The organism is Paenibacillus sp. FSL M8-0212, from assembly GCF_038004645.1.
Lineage (GTDB): Bacteria > Bacillota > Bacilli > Paenibacillales > Paenibacillaceae > Paenibacillus.
This window is the reverse complement of the sequence record NZ_JBBORP010000001.1, coordinates 1,033,826-1,058,467: the sequence shown is the minus strand read 5'-3', so window position 1 is coordinate 1,058,467 and position 24,642 is coordinate 1,033,826. Positions and strand designations below refer to the sequence as shown.

The window sequence follows — 24,642 nt, the reverse complement described above, 5'->3', positions numbered from 1 at the left end:
TGATTGTGCAAGCCAGCTTCAACAGAGAGGGAACAGTGTGGTGCAAGGTTCCTGTAGCTGCTTCATAAATTCCTACCTCGCGAGCTGCGGAAGAGAATGCCCATACAGGGTTGCAACCTCCGCCGGCAGGGCCCGTTATGCCCCGTAGGACTGCATGTTACAGATCGCATAGGTTGCGAACGGATTAATTTGCAGTTAAATAAGGGTGGTACCACGACACATTCGTCCCTTGACGGATGTGTCTTTTTGCTGTTTATGCGCCGTATTTGATAACAAAAAGGAAGATTAGGAGTGTGTTATGATGCGTCAAAGTGAAATGCTTGTCCCAACATTACGTGAAGCGCCAGCGGAGGCAGATGCAGCAGGACATCGCTGGTTACTGCGTTCCGGCATGATTCGCCAACTGGCAGCAGGGATCTACAGTTACCTGCCCCTTGGACGACGTATATTGTTAAATGTTGAACGAATCGTTCGAGAAGAGATGGATCGTGCCGGGTGTCAGGAAGTATTGCTGCCAATTATGCAGCCAGCCGAACTGTGGGAAGAGTCCGGAAGGTACACACAGTATGGTCCTGAATTAATGCGTCTGAAGGATCGTCATGCACGGGAATTTGCTCTTGGACCAACACATGAGGAAGTCGTAACCGCTTTAGCGCGGGACGAGGTGAGTTCGTATCGTAAGCTGCCATTCACCCTGTACCAGATCGGAACCAAGTTCCGGGATGAACGCCGTCCTCGATTTGGATTGCTGCGTGGACGTGAATTTATCATGAAAGATGCGTACTCTTTTGCTTCGGACTGGGAAGAGCTTGATCGGACCTATCAGGCCATGAACACAGCTTATAGTCGCATTTTGGAGCGTTGTGGTCTGGACTATATCCGTGTTGAGGCGGACGCTGGAACGATTGGTGGTCAAGGGGAAACACATGAGTTCATGGCTCTTGCTGATGTGGGTGAGGACACAATTGTAACCTGCAAACATTGTGGATATGCTGCAAATCTGGAGAAAGCGGGTTATCAGACTTCTGGAGATATGGAGAAAAAAGAAGGAAACTTGGATGTTCCAGCCGATTCTGTAAGTGCAGACTCCACGCTTCAAACGGATGAACATTCAGGAGCGGAAAACGTAGTACGCATCTCCACACCTGGCGTTCGTACGATCGCAGAGTTAACCACTTTTGTGGGCAAAGGTGCTGAACATATGATCAAAACGCTGCTTTATGTGGCGGATGGTCAGCTCGTCGCTGCGCTTGTGCGTGGAGATCATGAATTGAATGACATCGCATTGAAGCAGGTGTTGGGGGCAGAGGAACTGATCCTTGCAGACGATGCAGCCATTGCGGCACATCCAAATCTGAAGGTAGGATTCCTGGGTCCAATTGGACTAAATCTGCCGATGGTGGTGGACGCTGACGTGGCAGTGATGAAAAGTGCAATTACAGGAGCCAATGAAGTGGATGTGCATGTTTCCGGCGTACGCCCAGGCATTGATTTTGCATTGGAGCGAGTAGAACGAATCCGCTTTGCTGCGGAAGGGGATGCTTGTCCAACATGTGCATCACCACTTGTGTTTACCAAAGGTATTGAGGTTGGACACATATTCAAATTGGGAACAAAATATAGTGATGCCATGGGTGCTTCATTCCTGGATCGTAATGGTCGGCAGTGTGCGCCAGTCATGGGATGTTACGGCATTGGCGTATCCCGCCTGATGGCCGCAATAGCTGAGCAGTATGCAGGAGATGATGGCATAAGATGGCCTGCCGCTGTTGCGCCTTATGATGTGCATCTGATTACAGTAAGTTGGAAGGATGAGCAGCAGCGTCAGCTCACCCTCGAACTGGAACAACAATTAATCGATGGCGGTTTCACCGTATTGGTTGATGACCGGGATGAACGTCCGGGTGTGAAATTCAAGGATGCAGAGCTGATCGGATTGCCTGTGCAGATCGTTATTGGCCGAGGAGCAGCAGAAGGACAGGTCGAACTGGGATCACACGCACTTGCAGCATCAGGTGAATCGAAACGAATCGCTTTGACCGCACAGGAGGCTGTGCTTTATGTGAAGGAACAGCTCACTTCCTAAATTCAGGGGACTCGCTAATTATATGAGTTCATATAATAGTACCGAATATAATGCGGTAGCTGATTTTGATTACTGAAATTCCAATGTGAGCATGAAAAAGAGGGCTATAGGCATGCAATTTGGTAGGATTCTATGAGTGATATCATACGAAATAACTATATTTGGATAGTTGTATTTAGTATACAAATGATTTTATGATTAAGGATTTGAAGATGATCATACTCAGGCGAATCTATGTGCAAGTATGCAATTTTGAGAAGATAGAGATGTCGAAATTAAATGTACAATAACCGCATGAACACGGTCATTCCTGAGAGTTTTTATATAGTTCGGTGTCGAAGGCACATGATAAAGTTGGTCCGTAAAGGCCTGGCTGGGATTTATTTTTGCCTCAGATGATTGTCAGGATTAGCAGGATATGTCCACAGGAAATGTTCAAGTATCTGATGTGGATTGATGTTAAAGAACAGAGATACAAAAGGGTGTTCCCTAAACCAGTAATCTGGCTTTGGGGACACCCTTTTGGTTATGACAAGATAGATCCGTATGCTGATGCACTATAAACGGTCATGCCTATATGCACTTTGCTTTGCTGAGCTTAAGAAGCTGCAGGCAATTTCAATTGTTGACCTGGATAAATCCAGTGTGGATTTTTGATATTGTTCAGCTTTTGCAATGCCTGCCAAGTTGTGCCGTATTGTTTGGAGATAGAGTACAGGGAATCTCCGGATTTCACAACATGCAGTTTGGCTGGAGCTGGTTTACTTGGTGTTGGTTTAGACGGTTTTTCCGGTTTTGGTGTTTCTGGTTTTGGCTTGGTTGGAGCTGGTGTTTCTGTTGCCGGAGTTTCCGGCTCTACTGCAGGTTTTACCGCTTCACTGATCCGACCATCTGTTTTGATGTCTACAGCGCCAAGCTTCTGCATGTAATTGATCAATGCTTCGTCCAGCGCGCCATACATACCCGTAGTTGGATATTTGGCAAACATGGTGTATTCGTCACCACCAACAGCTGTGAAATCATTGGTTGCCAGTGTATATGTTGCTTCCGGATCAAGGGCTTTATCGCCCACGGTTACGGAATGTACACGGCTACCTTCAGCAGCGGAAGTATCGATTTTGAACTTGATACCAGATACTTGCGGGAATCCACCGCTTGGTTCCGGGTAGGAACCTACACCGACTTCAAGGGCTGAAAGAATATCGGACCCTTTCACTTCAAGCGTTACAACTTGGTTACCAAAAGGAAGCACTGTGATGATATCACCTTTGGTTACGGTCCCTTTTTCAATGGAAGCACGGATACCACCACCGTTAGTCAATGCGATATCGGCTTTGCTGACATCACGAATGGCATCTGCAAGCAGGTCACCCAGATTAGTTTCTCCTGCACGTACCTGTTCACGTTTACCATCCAGCAGAATAGCTGTATTGGCTACTTCTTCTTTCAAGATAGGTTCTTGTTCTTTTTGAATGGAGTTTACGAGAGTTGCAACCTTCTCATTTGGTTTGATGTCTTTTGCTTCCGTTTCATCAATTAATGTTGCTTGTTTCTTTGTTACTTTACCCCCGTCTACCCACAGATCGATGACACCAACGTAGTTAGTGTATTCTCCTGCACTTGCAATCAATGTTCCATTATCGGATACAAGGCCATCTTGCAGTACAGTGTGGCTGTGACCATCGATGAATACGTCGATGCCAGGGACTTCTTTAACAACTTTAAAGCTAGTATCCGTGCTGGATGCATCTTGACCAAGGTGTCCCAATACAACAACAACATCTACTTTGCTGCGGATTTCGTTTACCAGAACTTTGGCTTCCGCAGATGGATCTGTAATATCAAGACCTTCTACGTTTTTTGGATTCGTTTTGTACAACGTTTCTGGTGTAGTCAAAGCGATGATACCAATCTTCACACCATCCACCTCTTTAATGAGGTAAGGATCGAAGAGACGTGTTCCGTCTTTTTTCTTCACGTTGGCACTCAGCATAGGGAAGTTCATCATGTCCGCCAGTTCGATCAGACGATCTGAACCATAGTTGAATTCGTGGTTACCGGGTACGATGGCTTGGTATCCCATTTCATTCATGACTTTCACGATGCTCTCACCATTCACGAGAGTGGCAAAAGTTGTACCATGTACAGCATCTCCAGCATCAAGCAAGAGTGTGTTCGGGTTTTCGCTACGATATTTGTCAGCGATTCCAGCTACTTTGGCAAAACCCATAGCAGGTGAAGATTCAACTGCACGGGCATGCGTATCATTCGTATGTAGAATGGTAATGTGTTTACCTGTGCCCGGAGTGGTATCCGTTGCAGCTGCGGCAATACCTACACTGCCAAACAGCAAACAGACCGTTAGCAGAAGTGAAACGTAATTCTTCCAGATTTTCATATGAATCCGAAACCTCCCAAAATAATAATCTACTTGAGCGTTTACACAGCTCACGTAGTATTTTAACAGACTATTATTAGGAAATCTCGCGAATTACGTAAAAATACGTAACCTGAAAGTGACATCTAAATCTGCTGTTGGAAAATATAATCTCTTTAAGGAACGTATGTTCTTAAATGGTGTAAAAAAAATGCTGCGCTTCACGCGGCAGTCCGGTACGTAAACAAAATTTCTCCAAAGATTCATCCGGTTCAGGCATCACTCCGGAGGTTAGCAACTGAATGGCAAAACGGTTAGCCTGTCTTTCCAGCTTGCCTGGAGCAAAATAGGAATGTTCCTCCAGAAAGAATCGATTAATCCCTTTATGAAGCCGGTCATGACCAAGCTCATGTGCGCACACGAACCGTTGCCATTCCGGCGGCAAATCATTGTGTATGACGATAAACCTGCGCCGGAGCTTGCGAAAGTAGAGTCCCTTGGTGGACTTCCCCAAATTGGTGAAACGAATCTGTATTCCAACCGCGCGGGCAATGCTGAACGGGCAGTTGGTCCGATGTTTTCGAATCAGCTTTGTTACGATGTCATCCATATGATCTCACCTGCTGCCTCATTAAATTCAGTGGGTCATGCCTCATGGGCGATTGTCCGATTCGTCTGTCTTTTTGCGTTTGTTCATCTGTTTGGCTTCCCAGAACAGACCTGTCAGTACATCCTTGATTCGTTTCTTGTCCTCTTCATCGAGTGGAATGCCGTCAAACATCAGATCATCATCGTCCTCCAGCATCTTTTTGAAATCACGACGGTCTTTGTATGTAGCCCATTCCGGTACGTCCTGAAGTTCAGCAGTACTCCCTGGTTCAATATAACCAGCCTGCTTCATCATCTCTGTATAGGGCACCGAGAGTGCATCTGAAATCTTGCGGATGGTCGCTGGTTTGGGCACACCCCGGACCCCATTTTCGATACGTGAAATCTGTGAGTTGCTTATTCCAGCTGCTTCGGCGAGCTGATTGATGCTGTATCCCTGTTGCTCGCGCAGTTGTTTCATATAAGGACCAAAAGCGTGCTCCACAATTATGCCAACTCCTTCGATTCGTACAAGTGCTTGAGTTATAAATTAAGAGAGCTCGTGCTGCACAGATCACTCCGATGACAGAACAACCTTCCGATCGCTGTTATCCCCGAATTTCCTGAATGTATATCCTCATAGGTGGAATTTCGATGATAAAGGCGAACGCTTCGCTTCTTCAGGTTCTTTCTGTCCTCTCCGTTAACGTGCATATCTAATCCAAATCTTAACTTATAAAAATCAAATGACTTATACGGAAGTTCATTAATTAAACAGTACTATAACGTATATATACCATTAGGTAAAGAGATATGAAACAATTATGCCAAAAGGCATAGGAAATGAGAGCGAAGGTTTTATTTTATCGTCAAAACGAACCAAAATGAAGGTTTACTCCGATCTCCAGAAAGTGGTATCCTCAAATAGAAATACGAACACTATACGAACAAAATGTAACAATGACACAGGTTGGATTTTAGAAGTGACTCTTTGAAGAAGGTAATTCCCCGGATTATACCGATTTGGAGTGATTCCAAAAGGCAACAGGGGAAAATTGAAAAAATGTCGTTACTTTTTTAGAAAACTGGACAACTCTATGAATAAGAGCATTTTGCCATCGAGCAAGAACGATTGCAAAACAACATGACGTGAACGATAGAGTGAGTGATATAAAGAACACTAAAGGAGGAAGATAAATATGGAATTGATGCTGCCCGAATTGGATCGACGCAAAACACAAACGGCTGTTGAAGCTGCGCTGGAGAAATACCGAATCTATAAAACCATTGCATTTGAAGAACGAGAGGTTATGGTGACGGCAAGTTATGCCGAGCGTTTCCACGGTGCAACCAATGTGACGGGGGATTCCACGGCGAGAACGGCGATCTACAATGTGGACGTGCAGCGCGCACGTCAGGCATATTGCGATACGATTGATTTTGTTGTGTCCCGACTGAGTGAAAAGGAACGTGTACTCGTCTGTGAACGATATCTGAAAGACGATGATGTGTTTGACTATAAAGTGTATAACCATGTGTTTGATCCACCTGTCAGCAAGGATACGTACACGAAGATTCGTACACGTGCTTTCTACAAAATGGCACTGGCTCTGTCAGATCGAGGTCTGATTAATATGGAGCCTTTGTCTGTGTCCCGCAAAGAGCGACAGAAGCTGGGCTGAGTGAGTGAGTGATTGAAGAAGTTGATCCTTTAATATCCAAGGTGGATTGGGTACAATAGTTGAACAAACCACAGTTGGCACAGCCAAAGGAGAGAAGTCTGCCATGTCGGAAGAAGTCGGAATGCAGGAAATGGTCACGTTGAAGACAATCGCGGAAACGCTCAATACGTCCAATGATCTGAACTTAATGCTGGATACCGTTGTCGGCAAATTACTGGAGTTGACCGGATTAACGGCAGGTTGGATGTTTCTGATTAATGAACGTGGAGACTATACCTGTGTTTCGGATTACAATCTGCCCCCGGCATTGCTGCGTAAAGATAAGGAGCCCATGCGAACGGGTACCTGCTGGTGTGTGAACCGCTTCAAGGACGGTCGTCTGAATCATGCGGTCAACATCATTAACTGTAAACGGCTGGAGGATGCGGTGGAATTCCAATGGGGAGATACCCATGATATTACCCACCATGCAACCGTCCCGTTAAGGTCAGGTGAGAAGATGCTCGGCCTGCTCAACGTGGCTGCGCCAGCCAAGGAACATTTCAGTGACAGTGAACTGGCGCTGTTACAGAGCGTGGCGTACCAGATTGGTAGTGCGGTAGAGCGGATGAGATTGTATCGTGCGGAGCAGCGACGAGCTGATCTGTATGCCAAGCTGGGGGAGTTCAGCACGGCTTTGGGTCTTGCAGTGAACGAATGCAGCAATTCTGATGCTTTTTCTTTAAAAGTTGTACAGCTGCTTGGACAGCATTATGATTGGACTTTTGCTTCAATCATTCAACAGAAAAACGGAATGTTCGTTGTGCAGGCAGCCTATGCAGATGATAAGGTTCGAACGTTATCAGGTGCGCTGGTATCTTCAGAAGTGGCAAGCCATATGAACCGAGTAATTAATAGTCACCGTGCTACAATTTTGTCTGCAATAGAGATTGCTGAGATATTTACTCTGTGCGAGCCTGACCCGACTATGAATTCCATTGCCGGAATTGCTGTTCCCCTTCCGTACCATACGCCAGGGGAAACGGGAATTCTGGTGATCGGAATCGGAACTGGAATAGGAATAGGAATAGGAATAGGAACAGCATTTCCTGCGCAGGCAGACCGTGAAGTGCTGGAGGCATTGGCCGAGCATATTGCCGCCTCATGGGAGAGTCTGAAGCTGGCGGAGAATCGCCGCGAACTGGCACGGCTGGAAGAGAGAAACCGGTTGGCTCGCGATCTGCATGATTCGGTTAATCAGATTTTATTTTCACTATCGTTAACTGCTAAGGGAGCAGAAAGTATGTTATCTGGCTCCGAACAGTTGCACCCGGCAGCGGAAGCGATGAAGGATATTCGGGCTTTGTCGCAGGAGGCTCTCAAGGAAATGCGCACATTGATTATGCAGCTCCGTCCCGCGGGACTGGAAGCAGGGCTGCTCCATGCGCTACAGGAATACGGCACCAGCCAGGGGCTTCAAGTGGTGATGAATCGGACGGGAACGCGGTCTTTACCGCGTAATATAGAAGAAGCATTGTGGCGAATCGGACAGGAAGCGCTGAATAATGTACGGAAACACGCTGATGTTTCTTCTGCTGAGGTCACCCTCAAGTTAAGTGATCATGAAGTGGTGTTCACCGTCACAGATCAGGGAAAAGGTGGTGCGAACAGGCCAAAAGTGTCGTCTGGAAGCTCGCTTGGCCTGTCCATTATGAAGGAACGGGCCCAATCGCTCGGGGGCAACTTAGAGATAGTGAGTTCTCCCCGCAAGGGAACAACAGTAACGGCAGTCATTCCACTTCCGTTCGAATCTGTATAAAGTCAGGGGGAAGAAGAGATGCCGATTACGATTTTGCTCGCAGATGATCATGCGATGGTGAGACGAGGGCTGCACGTTTTTTTGACCACACAGCAAGACATGGAAGTTGTTGGTGAAGCATCGAACGGGCAGGAAGCTCTGGCGCAGGCGGAATTGTTAAAACCTGACGTGGTATTAATGGATCTGCATATGCCGGTCATGGACGGAATCGAAACAGCCAGACGGCTGCGTGCATTAATGCCAGGAACGCGAATTATTGTGCTCACATCGTTTTCGGATCAGGATCATGTGGTTCCTGCTGTGCGTGCAGGGGTGAAAGGATATCTACTCAAGGATATTGATCCGGAGGATCTGGCTGTGGCCATTCGCAATGTGCATGCAGGTCAGGTAGAATTGCATCCTGCCGCAGCAGGTCAATTGATGCATGTACTGGCTTCATCCGAGTGGTCTATAAACGATCAGTTATCAAAGCATATAACCGCAGATCAGTCAGCAGATAGTCAACATCAGGAGCCAAAGCAGGTTGGAAAATCAAATGAAACATCCCTTGGTGGTCCGGATATGCTTACTCGCCGTGAACAAGAGGTATTGGGGCTGATTGCTCAAGGATTGAGCAACAAGGAAATTGCAGTTCAATTGGTCATCACCGAAAAAACGGTCAAAACCCATGTCAGTCATCTGCTCGACAAACTGGGTCTGGCGGATCGGACACAAGCGGCTCTTCATGCCGTAAGAAATGGCTGGGTCGTGTGACCAATTCCGACATATGTTCATACTTAAGTCGTATAAACTCAACCTAAAGGTTGAGTTTTTTGGTATTTCAAGTTAAGTCTATCTGCTGACGATTTGGATGCAAAAGAAAGGTAAGATAAGGATAGCCAAAGACGGATCGGTTGAAGGAACGTTAGAGTTTGAAACAATAAAAAAAACCAAGGAGAGTGACATGAATGAAGATTGTTATTTTGGCAGGCAGCAATCGGAACAATGCAACCAGTACACGTCTGGGAGAGTATGCTGTGGAGATTATTCGCGGTCAGGGACATCAGGCTAGCCTGTTTGATCTGTATCAGACACCACTTCCATTCTATGCACCAGATGAAAAGCAGGCGGATCATGAACATCTGGCAGACCTGAACACACGTATGCTCGCGGCAGATGCCATCATCCTGTCTACACCAGAGTATCACGGCAGTATTAGCGGTGTGCTCAAAAATGCACTGGATCACCTGAGTCAGGCTCATTTCAGCGGCAAGCCCGTCCTGTCCATCAGTTCCTCTGGTGGAGCGGTGGGGGTAAGTTCACTTTTACAACTGCAAGCGATTGTCCGCAATCTGCATGGTATCAATGCCCAAGAGTGGATCTCCATTGGTGGTGCGCAGCGCAGACGATTCGAAGCGACATTTGACGGATACGAAGAGTACGAAGGCAGTCAGGATATAGAAGAACGGGTGCAGCGGGTTATTGGATCGTTTTTAAATCTGGCACAGACGTTAACGAATGCGCGGAATTCTACGATGAGTTGAGAACCAAGGAAGATTAAAAATGGGAAAAGGAAAAGAGGTTGAGCATTATGATTACAGGCATATTTGAAACACATTTGAACGTGACGGATCTGGAGAGATCCCATCATTTCTATGAAACGGTCCTGGGTTTACCCCATGCTTATGGGCAGAAAGAACGTGGGAACTCCTTCTACTGGATTGGTGGAAAAGGCAATGCCATGCTGGGATTGTGGCAAAAGGATCCTTCCGAGGTGAAGCGTCAGCACTTTGCTTTTCATGTATCTCTGGAGGATATGAAACATGCGGTGGCTCACTTGGAGAACAAAGGAATCAAGACACAGAACTTCCTGGATGATGATATCGGTGAACTGTACGTCTTTGGCTGGATGCCTGCGGTATCTGTGTATTTTAACGATCCGGATGGTCACTCGCTTGAATTCATCGCCATGCTCCCGGATGAAGCGAAGCCTGAGCTTGGCATGGTGCCATGGAGTCAGTGGGAGGAGTTGCAGGAGAAGGCCGTATGATGATCGAAGAATTGCAGTTATATACAACACGGCTGGAGGACCTCAAGCATTTTTATCGTGATACGTTGGGAATGGAGGTGTCCAATGCGACAGATCAGGCCTTCAACCTGCAGGTTGGAGGGACAAAGATGATTTTCAAACCGTGTGAAACAGATCATGAGCCCTTTTATCATGTGGCCTGGTTGATTCCGACAAATCAGTTCAAGGAAGCAAAGCAGTGGGCAGCATCACGTGTTGTTTTAAGCAGGGAAAAAAATCGGGATGAGACATACTCTGCTAATTGGGACTCTCATTCTCTCTATTTTGAAGATCCAGCAGGCAATATTATTGAGCTGATTGCTCATCATCGTATTCAAAACGAGAGTGACCATGACTTCTCGACTCAAGATATATTACAGGTGTGTGAAGTTGGACTGGTGACGGAGGATGTTCTGTCTACGGTGAATGAGCTTCAGCGGATTGGACTCACGCGCTGGGGTGAGGTTAGTGATACCTTTGCTCCTGTAGGAGATGTACATGGTTTATTTATTGTGGTGAAGAAGGATCGGACGTGGTTTTTCTCCAAGCAAAAAGCAGAGATCTATCCGCTGGAAGTGTCCATTCGTGACTTGGGCAGGCTTCGAATCGGCTAAACTTTGCATTCCGGGGCAAAACGGGCATATGTGGAGCATTTCCATCATGTTATAGAAGTAAACGCTTTATTTATTCATTAGGATATATAAGTTGAACTAAATTTACACGATAACGGAGAGGACAGAAAAAACCTGAAAAAGCGAAGCTGAAAGCTTTCTGAAAGAAAGCTACTTCGTAAGCATAATCTCACATTTATCACCGGATTTTCCCTTAGGAAAGGGGATCGAAAAAAAATCTGGGGATAACAGTGATTGGAAGGTTGTTCTGTCAGGCTTACATATGATGAAGGGTGGTGGCAAGCTTGGATCGACGTTTGTTGGAAGAGGGACTTGCGATTATCGTTTCCAGTCGGGAACGTACAGGAGATCTGTGGCACGCCCATTATGGGGCGGGTGCGATTGCGGCATATTTTTGGGTACGGGAAAATCGTCTCACTGCCCTTGCCGCCGGCAGTGTTACGGCCGAAGCAAAAGCCATGCTTCGCCAGCATGGGATCAGCCCTGGTCAGACCTCCCCGATTGGTGAAATGATGCCCAGGGAAGATGCTGAAGCGCGTATTACGGACGCATTGGATCGAACGATTGGAGAGCTGCACTGGGTTGGACACCAGGCCATCTATGGGGCAATCAGCCTGAAAGCCATTCGCGAACTGGATGGATGGGGCACTGCGGAGGACATTGGTCGGCTGGTTGAACTGATCGATTCTTTCGATCGAACCATCCCGGGAAGATCCTGGATGAACACAACCGTGAAAGAAATTCGCAATCTGAAGCTGGAAAAGAGTGATGGTTTCCCCGAGATCGAAGATCCAACACAGTTGTCACGCCTGATTCTGGATGAGCTTGGTGCGTTCCAGACCATATATCACGCGGAAGCACATCATGATCTGATTGGTCATATGCTGACCTATGGACATGCGCTTAACATATTATATGAATTGGGTTATCCGGCATTATTCCACAAAGGCATTCCGCCTTTCCTTACCATGGTGAAGGCACTACGCTTAAGCCGAGATGTGGATATTGAACAGGAGATGCCGACATTGCAATCACCCGTAGACCTCCTGCCACTAGAACGGGCGGAACGATCAGTGGCGCTTCCCCATGAACTGGAATACTGGCTCACCGATAGACGTTCTCGTGACTGGAACGGAGGTCATATATTTAAATTCCCGTTCAGCTTCTATCATCATGCCAAAAACGGGGAGCCCGTACCGGAAACATGGGAGAATTTTCGTTATATCATCGCGTGAGATAAACATTCATTTCAAAAGGGGTGTCCGTCATGACGGACACCCTTCTAGGCATTATTCTAGTTTACCGAATCGTGGGCAGCCTGCACCTTTTTAACGGGGCCAAATTTCAAGGATAAAAAGGATCAGCATGACTCTGGACACCAGCATGTATGGTGATTTTCGTACGGGCTGACGCGCTGCCCATATTCCCCAGGAACTCATAAGTGCAATACTCCCCCAGAACATCCATAAGGAGATGCCTTCGGGTGTAAATAGAAAGGACAGCTTGGGCAGTCCCCTGTTGCCAGCCCCAAGAAGAACAGTGGTCATATAGACGAGGACAAGGAAAAACAACTCGAAGAGCAGGGTTTGCAGCCAGAAATAATAGATGTTGAACACTCGTAGCATGATGACTGTGATCAGGATAAACAGGATACCAACGGATAAGAATGTTGCCGCGGTCCATCCAATCAGAGATGTTGTTATAACATCTGTTTCCTGATATAAGATGTACATCGCCAACGCATACATAGCTGGGCCCGCCATATAACTGGTGACAGCAATCCAAAGATAGAAGAAATACCTCTTTTTCATCGTCATATCCATCCTTTATTGTTCGTAGGATTTGAAAGCTACTTATGTCATATAAACATCATCAGGATGGGTTTGGTTGGATTGTCGATAGGATTTTCTCGCGAGAAACCGACATTTAACCGCCACGGAGACGACCACATTCATGCGTAATTCATCCCGATTTCCATCAGCGCGAGTGGGCAAAGGCGGTAAAATGGTATTATCGGATCAGCAGCAAGGAAGACACACTGACAGCTCATACGCTAAAGTACAGACCGGCCATGGGGCCGGTTTTTTAATTCGGTGATTGCATCCTTGCCCTGATCGGGTATTAAAGACTAAACAGATAACAGGAGGCTACGTGATATGAAAACAGTATTGTATGTTCCACTGGATGATCGTCCAGCGAATCTGGATGATGTAATTGTGCAAGGGAAAGCAGCCGGTATCCATATCGTTACACCGAACCTGAGTGATATTAAGAATCGTCTGGACTCGGAGAAAACCGTAGATGGCACAACGCTGCTCGGCACCTCCACGCCGGTTTATGGCAAACCGTCCAAGATTCACAACTTTATTCTGAAACATGCTGCCAAGGTCGACGGATTCATTATCTCATCCGATATGCTCGCCTATGGCGGTCTGATTGGCAGTCGTCAGCTCCGCGAAGATGGAGGGGGCGCCTATCCTGAATATGATGATGAGACCACTCGTTTGCTGGATGTGATCCGCGTGATCAAGCAGAAATATCCGCGCAAACCCGTATTTGTCATGGACACCATCATGCGTTTGGCTACAACCTCGTTTGCAGATGGCTTGGCGCTAGATGCATATAATGAGTCCCGTGCGTTGATGCAGCAGCCACGTCAGACATACACCGAGTTTGAGGATATTATCGAAGGTTATAACCTGTCCCCAGATGGGGTGGAATATGGGGCAACGACCTATTTTGATAAAGAACAGTATTACAATACAAGACAACATAAATTCAAAACAAATCTATACATTCTGGATCAACTGGCTCGCACAGGTTATATCGATTTCCTTGCGGTTGGCGTCGACGATGCAAACACGCAGGGTGTTCAGATCAATGAAATCAAATATGTAGAAGCGCGGATCAATGAATGGCTGGGTGGAACCAATGGACAAAATCCAGATCGTGCTATCATCTTGCCGGATGCGGATGGTCTGGGGCACGCTTTGGTTGCTCGCATGGCTAACCAGTTGTTCCGAGGTGGGGCGAGGATACGTTACGCAGTGAAGTATTTTGGTCCTCATGGCAATTCCATCATTAACACGTATGAATACATGGATGTACACGAGAATGTGGTTCGTCATGTGGATATTGTAGGTGGTGTGCTTGTAGCGGATTCGGCATATCCTGAACCGGAGGTGGTGACGGATGTGGGTGCTGGCTTGGAAAATGAACAGCTGGTGGCTGTAGCAGCCGATCAAGTTGTCCCGTTTGACATGGCCTCCGAACTGGATCGTATGACGAAGGGTCACCCGGGTAATTCCGGAGAGAACACGGGCATCGACATCGAGATTATTGCCATTACCGCTCTGGATCAGGTGCAAGCTGCGTTGGAGCAACTGACGCTGAATAGTGAGCAAGGTCTGCCTTCGGTATTGATTGATTTTGTGGGTAAAGGACCAGCCAATGTTGATGTTGCCGAAGCGTTACTAAACAGTCCATATACCGGGCGGGTTCTGGGTTATAGTGCCTGGAATACACCAGGTAACAAGATCGGTATTGCTGTAGGTATGGGGCAGTCGAGGTACGCGTTAATCACAACAGAGAAGCATGAGCATAAGTTGCGAGATGCTATGAATGCGCATGGCTCGCTGTTGTTTAAGCGATTCCTGAAGGATTATTACTACAAAGCGGTAGCGATTGCGGACATCCGCACGTATTCCCGAGCCCATGCGCTGTATACCAACGTGGCTACACTTTCGGATCAAAATATGTTGCTGTTCAACTCAGAGGAAGACTATGCCCATTTGCAAACATTGCTCCGTGACTTGATGCAAACTTACACAACGGCACTCGGGAATAAGACAGCCTTCCAGACAGGAAATGTGGCGATTAAGCAGATCTGTAATGACGAATTGTCCTACGCGACATATGCTAGTGCGCTGCTGGAATATGCGAATCCCGATTTCATTTGGGGGCGTGCATTTGAGATTACGTTGAACCCGCAAGTTACGCTGAACTAAACGGTTATCTCACCATGGGCTCCTCATGTTTGGGATCATCACTGGTATGACTGTACTGCTTAATCTCTCCGTTGTTAAAAATGATATATTGATACTTCGCTTCGAGTTCATCCGCAAATGTTACTGAGGCACCGTAAGGTGCTTCAGAACTTTTTGAGGAGTAAGTACCTTGTACTTCGATAAGCTGTTCGGGTGAGTAACCTTTCTGTTCAATCAGGTAAGTGGTTACCTGTTGTTCAGCATCATTTTTCTTGAGCGGATTACCAAGCAGTCCGATGTAAGCCCAGCAGGATATCCCGAGTATAAATGATAAGATGACAAGTGAAGTGATCTTGAAAGTTTTACTCATAGGTATTTCTCCTTCTTTTACGTAAGCGACAACGAATTTGATAATGAAATATTAATATATTTGGATAAATTTATCAATTTTTTTTGATCTTAATGCTTAATTATTTATTCTTTAAAATGATGCTTCCAGAATCGTCTTTTTTCCACCCGAACGACGCCCTTAATCGCACCGAAGTCGTACGGAACACCATCCGCGCTAGGAATAAAAGGGTATAAGATTGTATTATCGGATCAATAACAAGGGACGCACCGAAAGCACATACGCTAATGTACAGACCGGCCAAGTGGCCGGTCTTTTTGATGCGGTGAATTAGTCCCGGTACTGGTTCGGTCGGAATACAGACTCTGAGTTAAAAGGGGGAGCCTACTGCTGCTGCATTGACGCTGCATGGTGTGGGCAGATCTCAAACTTGCAGCCAAAGGGGGCGAAATGAATGTGTCTATGAGAAATGAAATTAGCACTACCGTGAGTACCAGTAAAATGAGTACGCTCATTAAAAAAACGCTGAAACAGAAACTCGCGGTACTTGTTCCAGATTGGGACGGTCATGTACTCGATGTACCTGCGTCAGGCGCAGTGTTAACCGGGCCTTGTGCAGTGGTTGCGTTTGCCGAAGAAGTGCCGAAGTCTGCTTGGGCGGGATATCGACGGATCATCAAAATCTCACCATACGCTCGTCCGGAAGATGGAGGCGCTGAACAAGTGGAAGCTTGGTCAGCCCTTCTAATCGAAGGGTTGCATCAAGTAAGGCTGGTGGATGAAGCAGGTGAGTCCTTTACTTGTATCTATCTGGGTTCTTCAGATAGTGACCGGGTGGATGCAGGGTCTGGCATGCTTACGCGCAGTCTGCGGTTCGGAGTGTATGTTCCCGAAGACTCGGGAGCTGTCCTCGCTGAAACAGGTGACGCGTGGCTAGCTGCGCTTCAAGACTGGACACAGCAAGAGCTTGGCTCGAACTGGTCGGTATATGGTGAGGTCTGGCCTGGAGGATATGAGATGCCATCTGTGTTATGGCGATTGGCCGGATGCAGCACGTCTGTGGCGGGCACTTCGGCATTAGAGGTTCGACAACAGTGGATTGGGCATGTGCTCTCCGATCATTCGGTGTTAACACGCCAGACCGTTACTCGGTTGGTAGAGCAACTTGCGGTCCAATCTCGTGTTGCCGTCACTGAAACGGGTGGCGAAGAGCAGGAAGGTAACACGCGATATATCACAGTGGATGAAGTCACGGCAGATTTACAGGCAGATGCCTATCTGAACGGACAGATTCGCCTGACGTTGCAACAGCGAATTCGTCGTCCGGGTACGAATGTACCTTTGATTCGTGAGATTCACCATAGTAAAGGGATGGAGTAAAAGTTGTGCCCAGAGGAACTCCATCACAGGTGGTTCCAGATGATAACTTTAGAATGAGAATGTAGTTTTGGAATGATAGATGTAGCTTCAACATTATAGCTTCAAATTCATAGGTTCATAGGATCAAAAATTCATAGATCAAGCTTAAAGGTCAAAGTTCCAAGATTAGAATTAAAGCCTGAAACTTAAAGCTTTAAGTTTGTAGCTTGTAGCTCGTAGCTCGGAAATCATAGCAATAAGTTCATCAATTCACAAAATTAGTAGTCCAACAAATGAGGTGAGATGGCAATGGCAAGCTCAGTGAAAAAAAGCAAACAGACAGCCCCGCGGTATACACGGGCAGAACTGATGAATCATGCAGAAGCCCTCTTTGCCGTTAAGGCAGAGGTGCTGTACGGTGCGCTGTACGAAGCGGCGCAAGAGACGTTTTCCATTGAAGAAACGCAAGAACGAATTAACCAATTTATGAAAGCGAAGGTGAAGGGATAATGGCAGGTGGAAATTGGGAGCAAACGAATCGTCCGGTCCTTCCGGGCTTATATATGAATTTTCAGGCGGCAGCATCTTCGGCCATTCAAGCGGGTACGCGGGGAACCGTCGTTGTGCCAGTCAAGGCCAACTGGGGTCCTGTGGGGACTTTTGTTGAAGTAGGGAGCGAAGCGGCGATTGAACGTATCTATGCGGCGAATGTGCTGGACAACGGTACGGCTTATACGTCCTTGAAGCTCGCCCTGTTGGGTGGGCCGAAGAAGTTGCTCGCTTATCGTGTAGCAAGTGCTGCGGCTAAAGTTGCTACGCTTACTTTGAAAGACAGCAGTGATGCCAATGTGCTGCAACTGGATGCGAAGTATCCGGGGGATCGTGCGAATGGGTTCTACGTCACCATCCAGCCGGGTGTGATTGATAATACGAAGCATGAAGTGCGCCTTTTTGAAGGTAATCGGATGTTGTATGCGCTCCTGACAGCGGATATTACGGCAGCTTCTCTGGCAAAAGAGATTAACGCGGATGAACAAAATGTCTGGGTGACGGCGCAGGCGATTGGCGATGGTGCAGGTGTAGTTGCAACAATTGCGGGTGCGGCATTCAAAGGTGGCGTAAGTGGTAACGATGACCTGACCAATGCAGAGTATATTGCTGTGCAAGGTGCGTTGGAAGGGGAGCAATTCGATGTCTTGGCTTTGGATCAGGCGGCAGACGCACCTCTGCTTGCGAGTTTTGCTGCATGGGTGAAACGTGTGCGTAGTGAAGGTAAACCGGTGGTGGCTGTATTTGGTGGTTCCGCAGCGGATGACACTTCTGCTACAGCAGCACAAAAAGCAGCATCACGTTCGCTTGCGCTGAACCATGAAGGTGTGATTAATGTCGGTACAGGCGTGCGCCTTGGAGATGCATTCTACAGCTCGGCGGAAACATCCGCCTATGTTGCAGGTCTGATCGCCGGACAACGTCTGAACCAATCCACAACCTATGCAGCTACTCCGTTCGATGATGTGACACGTCGCTGGACGCGTGTAGAACAGGAACAGGCGGTACAGAATGGCGTATTTATTTTCTTCCATGATGGTCGTCAGGTGAAAGCACTTCGCGGTGTAAACACACTGGTAACCCCGGCCGCTGGACAGAATAATGCGTGGAAAAAAATCCGTTCCATTCGTGTGTTGGACGCCATCAACACGGATCTGCAACGTTCTGCGGAAGATACGTATATCGGTAAAGTAAACAATACCGAAGAGGGTCGTCAGGCGTTGATTAGTGCCATGAAGGCCTATTTGGCGCTGCTCGCACAGAGCAATGTGATTGAAGCTGACGGTTATGATGTCATTCTTGACCCGGCATATTATGGCGCGGCACCAGTTCTCAAACCGGAAGCAGATCAAGTATTCCTGCAATGGAATGTGAAGCTGACGGATGTGATGGAGCAGTTGTTTGGTACATTTTACGTGCAATAAGGTTGTGTGAGCGGAAAGAACCGTTTTCTAGAATAATTACTATATGTTGAACTGATGGTTTACACGATAACGGAGAGGGCAGAAAAAATCTAAAGAAGCGAAGCGCTCGGAAGATTGTTCTGACTGCGGAGTTATACCGTGTAATATTTATTAGTTCAACCAACCCAAGGAGGAAAATATATGTTGGATGCGTCAAGAGTAATTCTCGGTACCCATGGTCAGTTGCATATCGATGGTGTGTGGCAGACAAACATTAACAAGCTGGAAGCGAGTGTGGAGATTGAAAAGCGTGAGCTGAACCTGGTTGGTAACGACTGGAAGGTGCACAAGAATGGCGCGAAAAAAGGAACAGGCACGATGACGGGCTACAAAGTCACTTCGGATATGATCCAGCGTGGCTTCACCAAATTCGAGATTATTTCCAAGCTGAATGACCCTGAATCATATGGACATGAAAGTGTATTGCTGAGAGGTTGCATGGTGGACAAAATCCAGCTTGCCAACTGGACAGCGGGTGAGGAAGTACCGGAGGAAACGGGCTTTACATTTGAAGGATTTGAATTGCTGAATCCAATTGTGGCGAACTAAAAAGGACTTTAATGGAGGCCGAGATGATCTCGGTCTCTTTGTTGTCTACTTAAAGCAAATTTAGTATCTGCACGATAACGGAGAGGACAGAAATAACGTGAAGAAGCGGAGCGTTCGCCTAAAAGCTTTCTGAAAGAAAGCTGCATCGGAAGCATAGGCTATCCCCGGATTTTCCCTTGAAGAGGGGAATCAAAAAAATCTGGGGATAACAGCGATCGGAAGGTTATTCTGTCATCGGAGTGGCTAGTGTAACATTATGATTACCAAATGTGAACAAGAAGGAGATAACACCCAATGAGTATGAATGAAAATATGTCCGAAGAACAGATTTTGGATCAGTTGTTTGAAGCTGCAGAACGTTTGCCAGAGGAGAATGTACGCATTCAGCGTCTGGATTTGTTGTTGACCTTGCGTGGACTGACGTCTTCCAAAGTGGATCACATTCGCGAACGCTGTACGATTCGTAAAACGACCAAAGGCCGCACCGAGGAAAAGGTGGACACCGAAACGTTTAACGCGCTGCTCATTTCCGAAGCAACGGTGAAATTGAAAGTCCGCAGCCTGGAATTGTCCGGCTGGGGTGACACCCGGATTACCGGTCGCATGAAGTTGTCCGGTGGAGAACAGGCGGTACGTCGTATGTTGCTCGCGGGTGAATTGGATGCTGTAGGTGATAAAGTGCTGGAGCTGTCCGGCTTCGGTGTGGAGATTGAAGACCTAAAAAACTGATTCACTCCGGCGGGATGACCACGTTCCTGTATCATATGTGGGTGCGTCATCATCTCCGGCCCGGAGAGTTCTGGTCTTTGCCACGCGGGGAGCGCTCGCTGTTGATTGCGTTCTCGGAAGAAGAGATGGCAGCAATAACCTCGCAAATGAATCGATAACGATATAAGGCAGGAGGTGAAATAATGGCAGAAATGATTGTAGGTTTGTCTAAATCTAATGCGGAAATGCGGACAACCCTTCGTTATCTGGATCAGATCCAACGCTCAACCGAACGTCTGGGCAGAGTTCGTTATCAGAGTCTGATTAAGGTGAACAATGAACTGAGAACGACAGGACGCAGGTTGGAGCATATTTATAGTATGGCTGTGCGAATCAGCAGGCTGCGAATTACACCGACGATTGGGTTGATTGATAAGCTCAGTCCTGCACTGGATCGCGCATGGGCGAAACTGAATAGTTTCAGGGACCAGTTGGTTACGGCTTCGGGAACAGTATCGTTTGAGGTTCGGCAGAAGATCGAAGTGGCGATGGGCAAAGGTGGGCCAACTGGCCCAACTATGGCTGTCGTGATCCAGAACAACAAAAACATTACTAATAATACGAAGGAAGAAGAACCTAAAAAGTGGTGGGAAAACGTACTTGCAGCGGTCCAAGCATTCAATGATTTGAAGGATGCAGCCTTTAATGTAGGAGATATTTTTAAATTGTTCAAAAAGAAAAAAGAAGAAAGTCCTGCATCAGATCCAACCAGAAGTCCAGCATCCAAATGCTGCTGTTGCACAGGTGGAAAGATGGGCAAAAACCGTAGAGTTCGTTCACCGAATGCGGATGGTGGTGGATCAGATCGTGGAAGACGAAATTACCGAAGCGGTAGAAGGTCTAGTAATCGTTCGAACCGGGGCCCATCACCAGTACCCAATCCTGTACCTGATACTCCAACTCCTCCGCCCGATCGCAACCGTAATAGGGGAGGCGGTAGAAGAATACGAGGAAGCGGTAGATTAGGATTTGCGGATGGTGGATTGGGATCTTTAACCGACATGCTGGCTGGTAATGGATTGATGGATAATTTAAGTAGTGGTTTTGCCAAAGGGGCAAAAAGGTTGCTTGGACCCATCAGCATGCTTGCTGATGTGGCAAATTTAGCGACAGCACCCCCGGAAGAGCGTGGCCGTGCTGTGGGTTCGATGATTGGCGGCACAGCAGGTACTGCGATTGGTAGCGCCATCGGTAGCGTTCTTTTGCCTGGCATCGGGACATGGGTTGGTGGTGCAGTAGGTGGTTGGGCCGGAAGTGCAGCAGGCGGCTGGATTGGAGACAAAGCGAAGGATATTGGAAACTTTATGTCTAGTGCTACCGAGGGTGTAGGGGATGCATTGTCGGGTGCAGCTGATTATGTTTCTGAGAAAACAAAAAAAATCACGGATGGCATATCCGGCTTCTTTGGATTTGGTTCCAAAAAAGAAGAAAAGACTGTCTCGGCAGCAACGGTGGCTGCACCGTCTCCAGTTGCAACAGGCCCGCAGATGGCACCTGCCTATATGCCACCGACACTGACCATGACAGGCCCAACGGCTTATATGAACAGCAAAGTCGGTCAACCTACATCTGCTGGATTCATGGGAACAAGCATGATGCAGAGCCAAGCGATGGCGCTTGGTAACGGTGCGCAGACGAATGGGAAATCGTCCACGATGACGGTACAGATATCTGAAGACCAGATGAGCAGTCTGTCCGGATACTTGAAGGATTTCAAAACCGAAACTACCAATCAGATTGCAGTGAATATCGCGCCAGGTACAGTACAGGTGACGGTGCGTGAGAACGCCATTGATTATGATGCTGTGAGTCATCAGGTGGGGCAACGGATCTCTAACGAGTTTCGTCGTGCGATGCAAAATCGCAAAACAATTATGGCCTAAGCAGAAAGGAGGCCGCAGATATGTCAGTATTTGAAGATAAAGTTGGTCCTAACAAAATGTCATTTACGTTGAAGGACGGCAACACTCCATTTCAATTCCCAGTGAACCCTGAAGAAGTTAATATTTCCAGGTCCAAAGGGTATGAAACGGTCAATATGTTGGAGCATGGCGAGTTTGATTTTGCACAAGGGGAGAAGGTGAAGGAGATCACCTTCTCTTCTTTTTTTCCAAAAAGATTTGATCCGTCCTATTGCATGGATGAAAAATCTTTTCTGGATCCGCGTGTAGCGATGAATGTCCTGAACACATTTCTGATCTCCAAAAAGCCGCTGCGCCTCATCATTTCAGAGACGGGCGTGAACGTGCCTGTTTTTATTGTTTCGCTTAATTCGAGCTTTCGTGGGGGGGAGACAGGAGATATTTACTTCGACCTGACCTTGCGCACATGGCGGGATTCCAAGGTGGAGAAGGTGGGCTCTGCGGCATCCGCGAGCAAGTCAGGTTCGCGTACCGATTTGAAAAAGAACAGCAAGACTTACACCGTCAAATCTGGCGACTCCCTCTCCAAAATAGCAAAGCTTGAGCTGGGCAGCAGTTCCAAATGGAACGAGATCTACAAGCTCAACGCAAAGATCATCGGGAGTGATCCGAACCGGATCAAGCCCGGGCAAAAGCTGGTGATGCCATGACCTACAAGGTCATTGTCGACGACAAATATGACATCACCAAGCTGGTGGAAACGATTACGCTAAAGGATTCGCTCGACCAGATTGCCTATCAGGCCAACATCCGGCTGGCGGTTTCTGCGTCTTCTGGTCTGCCTTCGATCTCACCTGGGATGGCGGTGCGGATTAGCGGGGTTCCTTTTGGTGAAAAATCCATGGTTCATTTGCTGCATCCTGCGGTCATCTGGGAGGTGGAGAGTTCCAACAGCGGCACCAAGCGGCTGTCTCTCACGGTGTACGACCGAATGATTTATCTGGAAAAATCAGAGGACGAGTTCCTGTTGCCGAAGGATCAGACCGCTACGCAACGACTCAAAACCTACGCCAAAGAGTGGAAGATTCCATACGGCACGCTGCCGGATACCAAGACAAAGCTGGGCAAAGCCGTCTATCGGTCACAGACGATTTTCTCGATGATGTTTGCCGATCTGAAAGAAACGGCGAAGTCCGGCGGGGACATGTATCATCCACGGATGACACCCGGCGGTTTGCAGCTTTTTAAGGTGGGAAGTAATGCGAAGGTGTATGAGCTGGATCGGCTGATTGATCTTACCCAGATGCGTACGCTCGAAGGGGCGGTTACCAAAGTTAAAGTGATGGCAGCGTCGGAGTCCGGTGGTAGTGGCAAAGAGGTACCTTCGAAAGTGCTGGCGATTGAGCAGAGTGATACGGAGCAGCTAGGTACGTTGCAAAAACTGATCGAGGATGATCAGGTGAAAACAGCCGCCGCCGCGAAGAAGCTGGCAAAAAGCAAGCTCACAGGTATTCAGGAGACGTTTACAATCTCCGCTCCGGATATCAATACGATTCGCGCCGGGGACGCAGTGTTGTTAAAAGGGCTGAAGTTGATCGTCATGTCGGTAAGCCGTGATCTGTCTGCCGGGCCTGGAACAATGACGTTGGAGCTGGGGACGGCTGAGCTGGTGAAAAGGAGGGTTTACCTTGAATAAAGATGATCCGTATGGGCATTTTGCCGACGTTATGCGGGGTGCGATGAGTACACATTCCCGTCAGGCCGTGAGTGGTCTGGGCGCGGTTTTGGGTACGATGACCTCATCCGGCGTGAAGCTGGATGATTTCAAGCACGAAGTGCAGGATTATCTCGTGGCCGAGTTGCCGGGCACGCTTGGATTGCCGGAGCGCGAGGCTACTGGCGCGATCTCGGGTATATCTGACGTGGCAAACGGCGGAACGACGGGCACGGGACGGTTTCTTTTGCAAGAAGAGGAAGTGGAAGAAGCGGTGTGGTCTCTTGGTAAAGGATTGAAGGCGGGAGATCGCGTACTGGCGATGCGGGTGAATGGCGGTAACGACATTGTGGTGCTGTGTAAGGTGGTGAGTGCGCATGCCTAGTTTGTTCCCGGAAACGGGTGTGGTCTGGGGAGATGAGGAGGATCTGTCGGGGGCGACTTCGGAAGAGGTTCGCTTTGGGCGGAGCTGGCGATTCGATTACGATGCAGGAGATTTTGTACTGACTCCAAGTGGCAAAGTCGCTGCGGCTGGTGGGCATGGAGCCTGGGTGCAGTGGTGCATTAAGGCCGTGAAAACTCCACGTTACAGACATGTGATCTATTCCCGGAACTATGGTTCGGAGCTGGAGGATCTGGTGGGGCAGGGCGACAGTCGGGGTGTGATGGAAAGTGAGATTACCCGGATGGTAACGGAGACGTTGCTGGCTGATCCACGCACGGATTCGGTAGACCAGTTTACGTTTGATTGGAATCGGGAGCAGTGCATGTTCTCGTGCCGGGTGGCGAGTGTGCAGGAAGAGATGTTTATTCTGGAAAGTGAGGTGATCTGA

25 protein-coding genes are annotated in these 24,642 nt (G+C 47.8%); 20 read left to right on the top strand and 5 right to left on the bottom strand.

The annotated features are described in order from the left end of the window. Positions 1-301 precede the first annotated feature (301 nt). Positions 302-2,086 carry a proline--tRNA ligase gene (locus MKX68_RS04890; protein ID WP_340909598.1) on the top strand — a complete coding sequence of 595 codons (1,785 nt, stop codon included), beginning with the start codon at positions 302-304 and terminating at the stop codon, positions 2,084-2,086. A 598-nt stretch (positions 2,087-2,684) separates the two neighbouring features. On the opposite strand, the gene MKX68_RS04885 is transcribed toward MKX68_RS04890, so the two are convergent. From MKX68_RS04885 to MKX68_RS04875, 3 genes are all read right to left on the bottom strand, one after another. Next, positions 2,685-4,484: a 5'-nucleotidase C-terminal domain-containing protein gene (locus MKX68_RS04885; RefSeq protein WP_340909596.1), complete on the bottom strand. Its 1,800-nt coding sequence runs from the start codon at positions 4,482-4,484 to the stop codon at positions 2,685-2,687. A 172-nt stretch (positions 4,485-4,656) separates the two neighbouring features. Further along, positions 4,657-5,073 carry an ImmA/IrrE family metallo-endopeptidase gene (locus tag MKX68_RS04880; RefSeq protein ID WP_101314157.1) on the bottom strand — a complete coding sequence of 139 codons (417 nt, stop codon included), beginning with the start codon at positions 5,071-5,073 and terminating at the stop codon, positions 4,657-4,659. 42 nt (positions 5,074-5,115) lie between these two features. Then, positions 5,116-5,559: a helix-turn-helix domain-containing protein gene (locus MKX68_RS04875; protein ID WP_091015519.1), complete on the bottom strand. Its 444-nt coding sequence runs from the start codon at positions 5,557-5,559 to the stop codon at positions 5,116-5,118. 691 nt (positions 5,560-6,250) lie between these two features. On the opposite strand from MKX68_RS04875, the gene MKX68_RS04870 reads away from it, so the two are divergent. The 7 genes from MKX68_RS04870 (at position 6,251) to MKX68_RS04840 (ending at position 12,445) form a co-directional block, all read left to right on the top strand. Further along, positions 6,251-6,733, top strand: a complete 483-nt coding sequence (locus tag MKX68_RS04870) for an ArpU family phage packaging/lysis transcriptional regulator (protein ID WP_017690187.1) — start codon at positions 6,251-6,253, stop codon at positions 6,731-6,733. A 46-nt stretch (positions 6,734-6,779) separates the two neighbouring features. Continuing rightward, on the top strand, positions 6,780-8,531 hold the full coding sequence (locus MKX68_RS04865; RefSeq protein ID WP_340909592.1) for a GAF domain-containing sensor histidine kinase: 1,752 nt from the start codon (positions 6,780-6,782) through the stop codon (positions 8,529-8,531). An 18-nt stretch (positions 8,532-8,549) separates the two neighbouring features. Continuing rightward, the gene (locus MKX68_RS04860) at positions 8,550-9,284 is read left to right on the top strand and encodes a response regulator transcription factor (RefSeq protein WP_340909590.1); all 735 of its coding nucleotides are present in this window, start codon (positions 8,550-8,552) and stop codon (positions 9,282-9,284) included. Between the two features lie 194 nt (positions 9,285-9,478). Further along, positions 9,479-10,054 carry an NADPH-dependent FMN reductase gene (locus tag MKX68_RS04855; protein ID WP_339785740.1) on the top strand — a complete coding sequence of 192 codons (576 nt, stop codon included), beginning with the start codon at positions 9,479-9,481 and terminating at the stop codon, positions 10,052-10,054. 47 nt (positions 10,055-10,101) lie between these two features. Further along, the gene (locus MKX68_RS04850; RefSeq protein ID WP_338591805.1) at positions 10,102-10,560 is read left to right on the top strand and encodes a VOC family protein; all 459 of its coding nucleotides are present in this window, start codon (positions 10,102-10,104) and stop codon (positions 10,558-10,560) included. Next, positions 10,557-11,192 carry a VOC family protein gene (locus MKX68_RS04845; protein ID WP_340909585.1) on the top strand — a complete coding sequence of 212 codons (636 nt, stop codon included), beginning with the start codon at positions 10,557-10,559 and terminating at the stop codon, positions 11,190-11,192. Before MKX68_RS04850 ends, MKX68_RS04845 begins: the two co-directional genes overlap by 4 nt. A gap of 293 nt (positions 11,193-11,485) precedes the next feature. After that, positions 11,486-12,445, top strand: coding sequence for a hypothetical protein (locus MKX68_RS04840; RefSeq protein WP_445671062.1), 960 nt, complete (start codon positions 11,486-11,488; stop codon positions 12,443-12,445). A 93-nt stretch (positions 12,446-12,538) separates the two neighbouring features. Here MKX68_RS04840 and MKX68_RS04835 read toward each other — a convergent pair whose 3' ends face one another. Next, positions 12,539-13,021, bottom strand: a complete 483-nt coding sequence (locus tag MKX68_RS04835) for a hypothetical protein (RefSeq protein WP_091015510.1) — start codon at positions 13,019-13,021, stop codon at positions 12,539-12,541. Positions 13,022-13,366: 345 nt separating this feature from the next. Between MKX68_RS04835 and MKX68_RS04830 the strand changes: the two genes are divergently transcribed. Next, on the top strand, positions 13,367-15,217 hold the full coding sequence (locus MKX68_RS04830) for a DUF4127 family protein (RefSeq protein ID WP_340909579.1): 1,851 nt from the start codon (positions 13,367-13,369) through the stop codon (positions 15,215-15,217). A 4-nt stretch (positions 15,218-15,221) separates the two neighbouring features. On the opposite strand, the gene MKX68_RS04825 is transcribed toward MKX68_RS04830, so the two are convergent. Continuing rightward, on the bottom strand, positions 15,222-15,566 hold the full coding sequence (locus MKX68_RS04825) for a YfjL-like protein (RefSeq protein ID WP_340909576.1): 345 nt from the start codon (positions 15,564-15,566) through the stop codon (positions 15,222-15,224). A gap of 387 nt (positions 15,567-15,953) precedes the next feature. Here MKX68_RS04825 and MKX68_RS04820 point away from each other — a divergent pair, with 387 nt between their 5' ends. From MKX68_RS04820 to MKX68_RS04770, 11 genes are all read left to right on the top strand, one after another. Beyond that, a complete protein-coding gene (locus MKX68_RS04820; protein ID WP_340909574.1) occupies positions 15,954-16,925 on the top strand; it encodes a hypothetical protein in 972 nt (323 codons plus the stop codon). 288 nt (positions 16,926-17,213) lie between these two features. Beyond that, the gene (locus tag MKX68_RS04815; protein ID WP_017690177.1) at positions 17,214-17,414 is read left to right on the top strand and encodes a hypothetical protein; all 201 of its coding nucleotides are present in this window, start codon (positions 17,214-17,216) and stop codon (positions 17,412-17,414) included. Beyond that, positions 17,414-18,877, top strand: coding sequence for a phage tail sheath subtilisin-like domain-containing protein (locus MKX68_RS04810; protein ID WP_340909572.1), 1,464 nt, complete (start codon positions 17,414-17,416; stop codon positions 18,875-18,877). Before MKX68_RS04815 ends, MKX68_RS04810 begins: the two co-directional genes overlap by 1 nt. Before the next feature lie 180 nt (positions 18,878-19,057). Then, positions 19,058-19,465, top strand: coding sequence for a phage tail tube protein (locus MKX68_RS04805; RefSeq protein WP_036611426.1), 408 nt, complete (start codon positions 19,058-19,060; stop codon positions 19,463-19,465). Between the two features lie 294 nt (positions 19,466-19,759). Next, positions 19,760-20,194 (top strand): phage tail assembly chaperone, encoded by a 435-nt coding sequence (locus MKX68_RS04800; protein ID WP_017690174.1) that lies wholly within the window; start codon positions 19,760-19,762, stop codon positions 20,192-20,194. A gap of 14 nt (positions 20,195-20,208) precedes the next feature. Beyond that, the gene (locus tag MKX68_RS04795) at positions 20,209-20,352 is read left to right on the top strand and encodes a hypothetical protein (RefSeq protein ID WP_162842432.1); all 144 of its coding nucleotides are present in this window, start codon (positions 20,209-20,211) and stop codon (positions 20,350-20,352) included. 24 nt (positions 20,353-20,376) lie between these two features. Continuing rightward, on the top strand, positions 20,377-22,116 hold the full coding sequence (locus tag MKX68_RS04790; RefSeq protein ID WP_340909568.1) for a hypothetical protein: 1,740 nt from the start codon (positions 20,377-20,379) through the stop codon (positions 22,114-22,116). Positions 22,117-22,172: 56 nt separating this feature from the next. After that, on the top strand, positions 22,173-22,805 hold the full coding sequence (locus MKX68_RS04785) for a LysM peptidoglycan-binding domain-containing protein (RefSeq protein WP_340915284.1): 633 nt from the start codon (positions 22,173-22,175) through the stop codon (positions 22,803-22,805). Next, positions 22,802-23,791, top strand: a complete 990-nt coding sequence (locus MKX68_RS04780; RefSeq protein WP_340909565.1) for an XkdQ/YqbQ family protein — start codon at positions 22,802-22,804, stop codon at positions 23,789-23,791. The genes MKX68_RS04785 and MKX68_RS04780 overlap by 4 nt, the downstream gene beginning before the upstream one ends. Continuing rightward, positions 23,784-24,194 (top strand): hypothetical protein, encoded by a 411-nt coding sequence (locus MKX68_RS04775; protein WP_145146389.1) that lies wholly within the window; start codon positions 23,784-23,786, stop codon positions 24,192-24,194. Before MKX68_RS04780 ends, MKX68_RS04775 begins: the two co-directional genes overlap by 8 nt. Next, complete coding sequence (locus MKX68_RS04770; protein WP_340909562.1) at positions 24,187-24,642, top strand: DUF2634 domain-containing protein; 456 nt, start codon at positions 24,187-24,189, stop codon at positions 24,640-24,642. The genes MKX68_RS04775 and MKX68_RS04770 overlap by 8 nt, the downstream gene beginning before the upstream one ends.